Annotated in this window: 8 protein-coding genes; all 8 read right to left on the bottom strand. The window is 72.7% G+C overall.

Features of this window, described 5'->3' with window-relative positions; genetic code table 11:
• Positions 1-1,656: NADH-quinone oxidoreductase subunit G (locus tag A6V29_RS06010; RefSeq protein ID WP_137159472.1), on the bottom strand; the 1,656-nt coding region annotated here is incomplete at its 3' end.
• Positions 1,653-2,981 (bottom strand): NADH-quinone oxidoreductase subunit NuoF, encoded by a 1,329-nt coding sequence (gene nuoF / locus A6V29_RS06005; RefSeq protein WP_137159471.1) that lies wholly within the window; start codon positions 2,979-2,981, stop codon positions 1,653-1,655. The genes A6V29_RS06010 and nuoF, both read right to left, overlap by 4 nt.
• A gap of 3 nt (positions 2,982-2,984) precedes the next feature.
• Positions 2,985-4,034, bottom strand: coding sequence for an NADH-quinone oxidoreductase subunit NuoE (nuoE, locus tag A6V29_RS06000; RefSeq protein WP_170977715.1), 1,050 nt, complete (start codon positions 4,032-4,034; stop codon positions 2,985-2,987).
• On the bottom strand, positions 4,031-5,356 hold the full coding sequence (locus A6V29_RS05995) for an NADH-quinone oxidoreductase subunit D (RefSeq protein WP_137159470.1): 1,326 nt from the start codon (positions 5,354-5,356) through the stop codon (positions 4,031-4,033). Before A6V29_RS05995 ends, nuoE begins: the two co-directional genes overlap by 4 nt.
• On the bottom strand, positions 5,353-6,093 hold the full coding sequence (locus A6V29_RS05990) for an NADH-quinone oxidoreductase subunit C (protein WP_137159469.1): 741 nt from the start codon (positions 6,091-6,093) through the stop codon (positions 5,353-5,355). The genes A6V29_RS05995 and A6V29_RS05990 overlap by 4 nt, the downstream gene beginning before the upstream one ends.
• A complete protein-coding gene (locus tag A6V29_RS22125; RefSeq protein ID WP_137159468.1) occupies positions 6,090-6,782 on the bottom strand; it encodes a NuoB/complex I 20 kDa subunit family protein in 693 nt (230 codons plus the stop codon). The genes A6V29_RS05990 and A6V29_RS22125 overlap by 4 nt, the downstream gene beginning before the upstream one ends.
• A gap of 1 nt (position 6,783) precedes the next feature.
• Positions 6,784-7,146 (bottom strand): NADH-quinone oxidoreductase subunit A, encoded by a 363-nt coding sequence (locus A6V29_RS05980; protein ID WP_137159467.1) that lies wholly within the window; start codon positions 7,144-7,146, stop codon positions 6,784-6,786.
• A gap of 96 nt (positions 7,147-7,242) precedes the next feature.
• Positions 7,243-8,529 carry a geranylgeranyl reductase family protein gene (locus A6V29_RS05975; RefSeq protein ID WP_137159466.1) on the bottom strand — a complete coding sequence of 429 codons (1,287 nt, stop codon included), beginning with the start codon at positions 8,527-8,529 and terminating at the stop codon, positions 7,243-7,245.
• Between the last annotated feature and the right edge of the window lie 334 nt (positions 8,530-8,863).

The following is an 8,863-nucleotide window of genomic DNA, read 5'->3' as shown; positions in this document are numbered from 1 at the left end:
GACGGTCCGGCCACCCGGCAGGAGCGTCGGCAGGGGCGCCGGCCTCGACGGCGCCGCGCTCCCCCCGCACGGCGGGGGGACCCAGGCCACGCGGGCGCCGGTGGCACGGGCCAGCTCGAGCACGGCGGTGAGCGCGCCCGGCACCTCGGCCAGCCGCTCGCCGACGAGGACGACGGCACCGGGCAGGCGGATCGCCTCGACGGCCGGACCGCCCCAGCTGCCCTCGGCCAGCGCCCGCAGCGAGCGGGCCTCCGCGCCGGGCGGGGTGGTGAGCACCGTCGCGCGCAGCTTCTGCGCGGCGCGGGTGGCGAACGGCGCGAGGTCGAAGACCTGCTGGCCCGCGGTGCGCACCGCCCGGCGGAGCCGCAGGAAGACGATCGGCGACTCCTCCTCGGGCTCGAACCCGGCGAGCAGCACGACCGGCGCCCGGCCGAGCTCCTCGTAGGTGAGCGCGTCCCGGCCCGGGACGGTGCCGGCGACCGTCGTCGCCAGGAAGGCCAGCTCCTCGGCCGAGTGCGCGCGGGCGCGGGCGTCGACGTCGTTGGTGCCGAGCGCCACCCGCGCGAACTTGGCGTAGGCGTAGGCGTCCTCGACCGTCAGCCGGCCGCCGGGCAGCACGCCCACGCCGCCGGCCTGCCGTGCCTCGGCGAGCCCGGCGGCGGCTGCCGCCCAGGCCTCCGGCCAGGAGGCGGGCTGCAGCGTCCCGTCCGCGCCGCGCACCAGCGGGGTGGTGAGCCGCTCGTTGGCGGTGACGTAGCGGAACGCGAAGCGACCCTTGTCGCAGTTCCACTCCTCGTTGACCTCGGGGTCGTCCCCGGCCAGCCGGCGGGTGATCTTGCCCCGCCGGTAGTCGGTGCGCTGCGCGCACCCGGAGGCGCAGTGCTCGCAGACGCTGGGCTCGCTGCGCAGGTCGAACGGCCGCGCGCGGAACCGGTACTGCGCGCTGGTCAGCGCACCGACCGGGCAGATCTGCACCGTGTTGCCGGAAAAGTAGGAGTCGAACGGCTCGTCGTCGGCGACGGCGATCTGCTGCTGCGCGGCCCGCTCGAACAGCTGCAGCATCGGGTCGCCGGCGACCTGCTCGGCGAAGCGGGTGCAGCGGGTGCAGGAGATGCAGCGCTCGCGGTCGAGCAGGATCTGCGAGGAGAGCGGCAGCGGCTTGCGGAAGGTCCGCTTCTCGTCCACGAACCGGGTCTCGCCCCGGCCGTTGCTCATCGCCTGGTTCTGCAGCGGGCACTCGCCGCCCTTGTCGCAGGTGGGGCAGTCGAGCGGGTGGTTGATGAGCAGGAACTCCATGTTGCCCTGCTGCGCCTTGTCGGCCACGGCGCTGGTGAGCTGCGTGCGCACCGCCATGCCCTCGGTGACCGGCATGGTGCAGGAGGCCACCGGCTTGCGCTGGCCCTCCACCTCGACCAGGCACTGCCGGCAGGCGCCGATCGGCTCGAGCAGCGGGTGCTCGCAGAAGCGCGGGATCATCACCCCGATCTGCTCGGCGGCCCGGATGATCAGCGTGCCCTTGGGCACGGCGACGTCGAAGCCGTCGATCGTGCAGTGGACGGCGTCCGGTGGGGTGTGCGGCCCCGGGGCGCCCGGTGGGAGTGCGGGCGCGGGCTGGGGACTGGCAGGGGTGGGCAGGGCGGGCGAGGAAGTACTCATGAGGCCACTCCGACCGGCTCGATGGGGAGGAAGCGGCCGACGCGGGCGCGCTCCTCCGGAGACAGCAGGGCGATGTAGTCGTCCTTGAACAACTGGATCGAGCTGGTGACGCAGCTGGTCGCGCCGTCGCCGAGCGCGCAGAACGTGCGGCCCAGCATGTTGTCGGAGATATCGACGAGGGTGTCGAGGTCCTCCGCGGTGCCCTGGCCGGCGACGAACCGCTCCAGGACGCGGACGTACCAGAAGGTCCCCTCCCGGCAGGGCGTGCACTTGCCGCAGCTCTCGTGCGCGTAGAACTGGCTGAACCGCAGGGTGGCCTCGACGATCGAATCGGTGTCGTCGAAGATCATCAGCGCCGTCGTGCCGAGCATGGAGCCGGCGGCGGCGACCGAGTCGAAGTCCAGCGGGACGTCGAGGTGCTCGGCGGTGAAGTACGGCGTCGAGGAGCCGCCCGGCGTCCAGAACTTCAGCTGGTGACCGGGACGGATCCCGCCGGCCATGTCGATCAGCTCGCGCAGCGTGGTGCCCATGGGGGCCTCGTACTGGCCGGGCCGGACGACCCGTCCGGAGATCGAGAAGATCTTCGGTCCGGGCGACTTCTCCGGGCCCATCTCCTTGAACCACTCCGCGCCGCCGCGGACGATGAACGGCACGCTGGCCAGGCTCTCGACGTTGTTGACGACGGTCGGCGCGCCGTAGAGGCCGGCGACGGCCGGGAACGGCGGCTTGAGCCGCGGCTGGCCGCGGTAGCCCTCCAGCGAGTCCAGCAGCGCGGTCTCCTCGCCGCAGATGTAGGCGCCCGCGCCGGCGTGCACCACGACGTCGAGGTCGTAGCCGGAGCCCAGGATGTCGCGGCCGAGGTAGCCCGCGGCGTAGGCCTCCTCGACGGCGGCCACGAGCCGACGGTGGGCGTGCACCGCCTCGCCGCGCACGTAGATGACCGCGAACGACGACCTGATCGCGTAGGAGGAGATGATCACGCCCTCGATCAGCGAGTGCGGGTCGACCATCATCAGCGGCAGGTCCTTGCAGGTGCCCGGCTCGCCCTCGTCGGCGTTGACCACGAGGTACTTGGGCATCGCCGCCGGGCCGGTCGGGGTCTCCCCCGGCTTGGGCTGGGGGATGAAGCTCCACTTCATGCCGGTCGGGAAGCCGGCGCCGCCGCGGCCGCGCAGCCCGGAGTCCTTGACCATGGTGATCAGCTCGTCCGGCGTCATCGACAGCGCCGTCCGGAGGGCCGCGTAGCCCTCGAGCGACTCGTAGGTGGACAGCCGCCAGGACGCGTCCGCGCCCCAGCGGGAGGTCAGCACAGGGGTGAGTGGCATGGCTCAGGCCTTCCCGTCGCCGGGGCCCTGGCCGGACGTGCCCGGCTCGGTCCCCGCAGGGGTGTCGGTGCCGCCGCGCGGCTGCTTCTGCGGACGGCCGCGGCCGTACTCGCTGCCCTCGTCGGGGTGGGTCCGGGCGGTGCCGGCCTTCTCCGCCGGGGTGTCGGCGGCCGCGACGCGCGCGTCGCCGGCCTCCTTCTCCGGGGTCTCACCGGTGCGCCCGGTGGGCCGGGTCGTGGCCCGGGGCTCACCCGCGTCGGGCTCGAGCTCGGGGGGCGTGCGTCGCGGCATCGGGGGCGCCACCTCCCCCCGCTCCTCGGCCAGCCGGACCCCGGCCAGCGTGGGGCCGTAGTTCCCGGGGTGGTCGACGGCGGCGCGCGCAGCGGCCTCGTCGCCGTACTGGTCGAACCCGGCCAGCTGCCGGGAGATCCCCTTGAAGTCGGTCAGCGGGGCACCGCGGGTCGGCAGGGGCTTCTCACCCCGCCGCAGGGCCGCGACCAGCTCGCGGGCACTCTCGACGTCCTGCTGGTCGTAGAACTCGTAGTCGACGGTGACCACCGGGGCGTAGTCGCAGGCGGCGAGGCACTCCGCGTGCTCCAGGGTGACCGAGCCGTCGGCGGCCGTCTCGTCGTGACCGACGCCGAGGTCTGCCTTCAGCGCGTCGAAGATGCGCTGCCCGCCCAGGACGGCGCACAGCGTGTTCGTGCACACACTGACCAGGTGCCGGCCGGTGGGCCGGCGCTTGTACATCGTGTAGAAGGTCGCCACCGCGGCGACCTCGGCGGTCGTCAGGCCCAGTTCCTCGGCGCAGAAGGTCAGCCCCTGCGGGGAGACGTAGCCCTGGTAGCTCTGCACCAGGTGCAGCATCGGCAGCAACGCCGAGCGCGGCTGCGGGTAGCGCGCGATGATCTCGCGCGCCTCGGCCCGCGTCTGCTCGGTGAGCGGCGGCAGGGCGTCGAGCACCTCCGGGCTGCCCTCGAACGGGCTGGAGTCCAGGCCGGTGGTGCGCGCCGCCTCCGGGGATCCGGGGTAGGGCTGGTCGAAGACGGTCACCTGTCGACTCCTCCCATGACGGGGTCGAGCGATGCGATGGCCGCGATGACGTCGGCGATCATGCCGCCCTCGCTCATCGCCGCCGTGGCCTGCAGGTTCACGAAGCTGGGGTCGCGCACGTGGACGCGGAACGGTCGGGTGCCCCCGTCGCTGACCACGTGGTAGCCGAGCTCGCCGCGGGGCGACTCGACCGGCACGTACACCTGACCGGCCGGGACGCGGAAGCCCTCGGTGACCAGCTTGAAGTGGTGGATCAGGGCCTCCATCGACTGGCCCATGATGTGCCGCACGTGGTCCAGCGAGTTGCCCATGCCGTCCGCGCCCAGCGAGAGCTGCGCGGGCCAGGCGATCTTCTTGTCCTCGACCATGACCGGGCCCGGCTCCAGCCGGTCCAGCGCCTGGGCGATGATCTTGAGCGACTCGTTGACCTCGGCCATGCGGACGAGGTGGCGGCCCCAGGCGTCGCTGGTGTCGGCGGTGGGGACCTCGAAGTCGTAGGTCTCGTAGCCCAGGTAGGGCTCCACCTTGCGGAGGTCCCACGGGAGGCCGGCCGCGCGGAGGACGGGCCCGGTGACGCCGAGCGCCACGCAGCCGGTGACGTCGAGGTAGCCGGCGTCCTTGAGCCGGTTCTGCCAGATCGGCTGGCCGGTGAGCAGCCGGTGGAAGTCGGCCACCCGGCCCGGGAGGATCCTCAGCAGCTCGCGGATGCTGTCCACCGCGCCCTCGGGCAGGTCCTGCGCGAGGCCGCCCGGGCGGATGTAGGCGTGGTTCATCCGCAGGCCGGTGATCTCCTCGAGGACGTCGAGGACCATCTCGCGCTCGCGGAAGCCGTTGGTCATGCCCGTCAGGGCGCCCATCTCCATGCCGAAGGTGGCCAGCGCGACGAGGTGCGAGGCGATCCGGTTGAGCTCCAGGACGAGCACCCGGATGGTCTGCGCGCGCTGCGGGGCCTCGATGCCCAGCAGCTTCTCCACGGCCAGGCAGTAGCCGGCCTCGTTGAACAGCGGGGACAGGTAGTCCATGCGCGTCACGAAGGTCGTGCCCTGCACCCAGTTGCGGTACTCGGTGTTCTTCTCGATGCCGGTGTGCAGGTAGCCGATGACGACGCGGGCCTTGGTGACCGTCTCGCCCTCGAGGTCGAGCACCAGGCGGAGGACGCCGTGCGTGGACGGGTGCTGCGGCCCCATGTTGACGACGAGCCGTTCCGCGCCGTGCACGTCGGCGAGCGCGAGGTCCCAGTCGCCGCCGGTGACGGTGTAGACCCGCCCCTCGGTGGTCTCGCGGGAGCCGGCGTACGGGTCGGCCGGGTTGTAGGTGGTCATCGGTACGCCCTCCGGGTGTCCGGCGGCGGGATCGTGGCCCCGTGGTACTCGACCGGCACGCCGCCGAGCGGGTAGTCCTTGCGCTGCGGGTGCCCGTCCCAGTCGTCGGGCATGAGGATCCGGGTCAGCGCCGGGTGGCCGTCGAAGACGATCCCGAACATGTCGTAGGTCTCCCGCTCGTGCCAGTCCGCCGTCGGGTAGACGCCGGTCACCGACGGGATGTGCGGGTCCTCGGCCGTGACCGCCACCTCGAGGCGGATCCGGCGTCGGTAGGTCATCGAGGTCAGGTGGTAGACCGCGTGCAACCGGGGACGGGACGGCGTGACCACGGGGCCACCGCTGTCGAGGTAGTCGACGCCGGAGACGCTGCTGCACAGTTCGAAGCGCAGCGCCTCGTCGTCCCGGAGCGCCTGGACGAGCGTGAGCAGGTGCTCGCGGGCGACGAAGTAGGTGATCTCGCCGCGGTCGACCAGCACGCGGTGCACGGCCGCGGCGTAGGTCTGCTCGCCCACGGCCTCGATCAGTGCGTCGGTCACCTCGTCGAACCAGCCGCCGTAGGGGCGGTCGGTGGAGTGCAGCGCCACGGCGCCGCCCGGCTCGACGCGCACCAGTCCGCCGAACCCGGAGGTGTCGCCGCTGCCGCTGACCCCGAACGCTCCCTTGCGGAAGCCGCCCGAGGGCGCGGTCGCGGCGTCGTAACCGCCCTCGCTGCGGCCGGGGACGATCTCGTCGCTCATCGCCAGGCCTTCCCCATGCCCTGGGGCCGCTCCTCGGGCAGCAACACCGCGTTGCCGTTCCGCCGCTCGATGGCGAACTGGCCGGCCCGCCCCTCGGCGGCGGCCTGCTCGTAGGCCTTGCGGGCGGCCTTGTCCACGCGGAACGTCGAGGGCATCTCGACGTGCAGGTCCTTCGCGGTGCCGTCCTCGCGGGCCTGCGCGAGCTGGCGCTCCCGCTTCTCACCCAGCGGCTCGTTCATGATCTTGTGGTGCAGCTTGAGGATCGCGTCCAGGAGCATCTCCGGCCGCGGCGGGCAGCCGGGCAGGTACATGTCCACGGGGACGACGTGGTCGACGCCCTGCACGATCGCGTAGTTGTTGAACATGCCGCCGGAGCTGGCGCACACGCCCATGGCGATGACCCAGCGTGGCTCGGGCATCTGGTCGTAGATCTGGCGGAGGACCGGCGCCATCTTCTGGCTCACCCGGCCGGCGACGATCATCAGGTCGGCCTGCCGCGGCGAGGCGCGGAAGACCTCCATGCCGAACCGGGCGCTGTCGTAGCGGCCGGCACCCATGGCCATCATCTCGATCGCGCAGCACGCCAGGCCGAACGTGGCCGGCCACAGCGACGACTTGCGCGTCCAGTTGACCACCTTCTCCACGCTGGTCAGCAGGAAGCCGCTGGGGAGCTTCTCCTCCAGGCCCATGTCAGTCCCATTCCAATCCGCCGCGTCGCCACTCGTAGGCGAAGGCGATGAAGACGGTGCCGATGAAGGCGACCATGGCGAGCAGGCCCCAGACGCCGAGCGCGTCGTTGTGGACCGCCCACGGGTAGAGGAAGACGATCTCGATGTCGAAGATGATGAACAACATCGCGGTCAGGTAGTACTTGACCGGGAAGCGCCCGCCGTCGAGGGGCTGGTCGACCGGCTCGATGCCGCACTCGTACGCGTCCAGCTTGGCCCGGTTGTACCGGCGCGGACCGACGTAGGGGGCCGCGGTCACCGAGAAGAGCGCGAACGCCCCGCCCAGCGCGAAGAGTCCCAGGATCGGGACGTAGGTCGACAGCATCAGCGCCACCCTAGAGTGAGGACGATTACGTTCCGTGCCACCGCGCGACGGTCGGTGACCGTGTCGGCGGGCGAGTTCATCGGAGTCCTGTCCACGTCAGACCGCCGGTGCCAGTCGGGTGATCGCGGCGACGGCGCGGTCCACCGCGTCGCCGTCCCGACCGTCGGTGAGGTTGCCCATCAGGCGCAGCGCAGCGTTCACCAGCGCGGGCCGCTTCAGGCCGTGCGACGTGGTGAAGCGGACGACGTCGGGGCGGGCGAGGAGGGCGAGGAAGCCCATCCCGAGGCGGTGGTGCCGCCCGTAGGCGGCGCGGAGCCGCTCCGGGTAGCGCCGCAGGGTCGACTCGCGGGCGGGCCCCTCGGGCCGGGCGAGCGCGTCGGCGGCGGTCTCGGCGACCATCCGCCCCGTCTCCATCGCGTAGCTGATGCCCTCGCCGTTGAACGGGTTCACCGTGCCGGCGGCGTCACCGGCCAGCAGCAGCCCACGGGTGTAGGCGGGGCCGCGGTTCAGGGCCATCGGCAGGCCGGCGCCACGGAGCGGGGTGACCGCGGTGTCCTCGCCCAGTCCGTCGTCGGCCGGGAAGGTGTCCAGCCAGGCGCGCAGGACGGCACGGTGGTCGGCACCGGTGCCGCGCCGGGTGTCGAGCAGGCCGAAGCCGACGTTCGCCGTGCCGTCGCCCATGCCGAAGATCCAGCCGTACCCGGGCATCGAGTCGCGGGACGGCCCGGACGGCGTGAGGTCGAAGGAGATGTCGAGGTAGTCGTCTGCCGCGCGGCGCGACCGCACGTAGCGGCGGACGGCGACGCCGAGCGGACGGTCCTCGCGCCGGACCAGGCCCAGCGACTTCGCCAGCCGGCCGGACAGGCCCTCGGCCGAGACGACCAGCGGCGCCCGCCACTGCTGCGGCTCGCGGTCGGGCCCGGCCTCCGCGCGCACGCCGGCGACGCGGCCCGCCTCGTCGAGCAGCGGCTCGGTGACGGTGACCCCGGTGTGCACGCGGGCGCCGGCGGCCTCGGCGTGCGCGGCCAGGCGGGAGTCGAGCTCGCTGCGCCGGAGGACCAGTGAGTGGTCGGGCCAGTGCTGCAACCGCGGCCAGTCGACCTCGACCACCCGGCCGCCGCCGTGCACCCGCAGACCCTTGTGCCGGATCCAGCCGTCGGTGTCCACGCCCATGTCCGCGAGCGCCTTGACCCCGCGGGGCGTCAGGCCGTCCCCGCAGACCTTCTCGCGGGGGAAGTCGGCCTTCTCCAGGACGACGACGTCGCGCCCGGCCTGCCGCAGCCACCATGCCGCCGAGGACCCGGCCGGGCCCCCACCGACGACGACCACATCGGCCGACCGGTCGGTCGGGGACTGCACTGCGCTGGCACTCGGCACAGGCACGGCAGAACCTCCCCTCCGGTCGCGGACCTTGTGAAAAGGTTCACAAGGCGCCTCGGTTCCGAGTCTAGGCCGGAGCGTGAGCAAGATGACACTCGCCCTCCGAGGAGGTGTTCGTCACACCTCCCGCGTTCGCTCCACGGGTCGGTCGAACCGGCTCAGAAAGGTGGCGGACCGTCGTCGACAGGTGGCGCCGGCGGTGGTGGCAGCGGGCGCTGCTCCAGGCCTGGCGGCCGGGTGCTCCGCGTGATGCCGGACGGGGTGGTGACGGTGAGGGTGCCGTCGGGGTGCATCACGAAGCGCCAGCCTGGGGCGAAGGTCTTGAGCCGGTGGTGGG

The sequence above is a fragment of the Blastococcus sp. CCUG 61487 genome (assembly GCF_005222955.1).
In the GTDB taxonomy this organism is placed as follows: Bacteria; Actinomycetota; Actinomycetes; order Mycobacteriales; family Geodermatophilaceae; genus Blastococcus.
This window is presented reverse-complemented; position numbering and strand designations above follow the sequence as displayed.

Coding starts and splice junctions, on each gene's coding strand:
- A6V29_RS05980 (WP_137159467.1), bottom strand. CDS start 7,146: ATGCTGTCGACCTACGTCCCGATCCTGGGACTCTTCGCGCTGGGCGGG.
- A6V29_RS05990 (WP_137159469.1), bottom strand. CDS start 6,093: ATGAGCGACGAGATCGTCCCCGGCCGCAGCGAGGGCGGTTACGACGCC.
- nuoF (WP_137159471.1), bottom strand. CDS start 2,981: ATGCCACTCACCCCTGTGCTGACCTCCCGCTGGGGCGCGGACGCGTCC.
- A6V29_RS05995 (WP_137159470.1), bottom strand. CDS start 5,356: ATGACCACCTACAACCCGGCCGACCCGTACGCCGGCTCCCGCGAGACC.
- A6V29_RS22125 (WP_137159468.1), bottom strand. CDS start 6,782: ATGGGCCTGGAGGAGAAGCTCCCCAGCGGCTTCCTGCTGACCAGCGTG.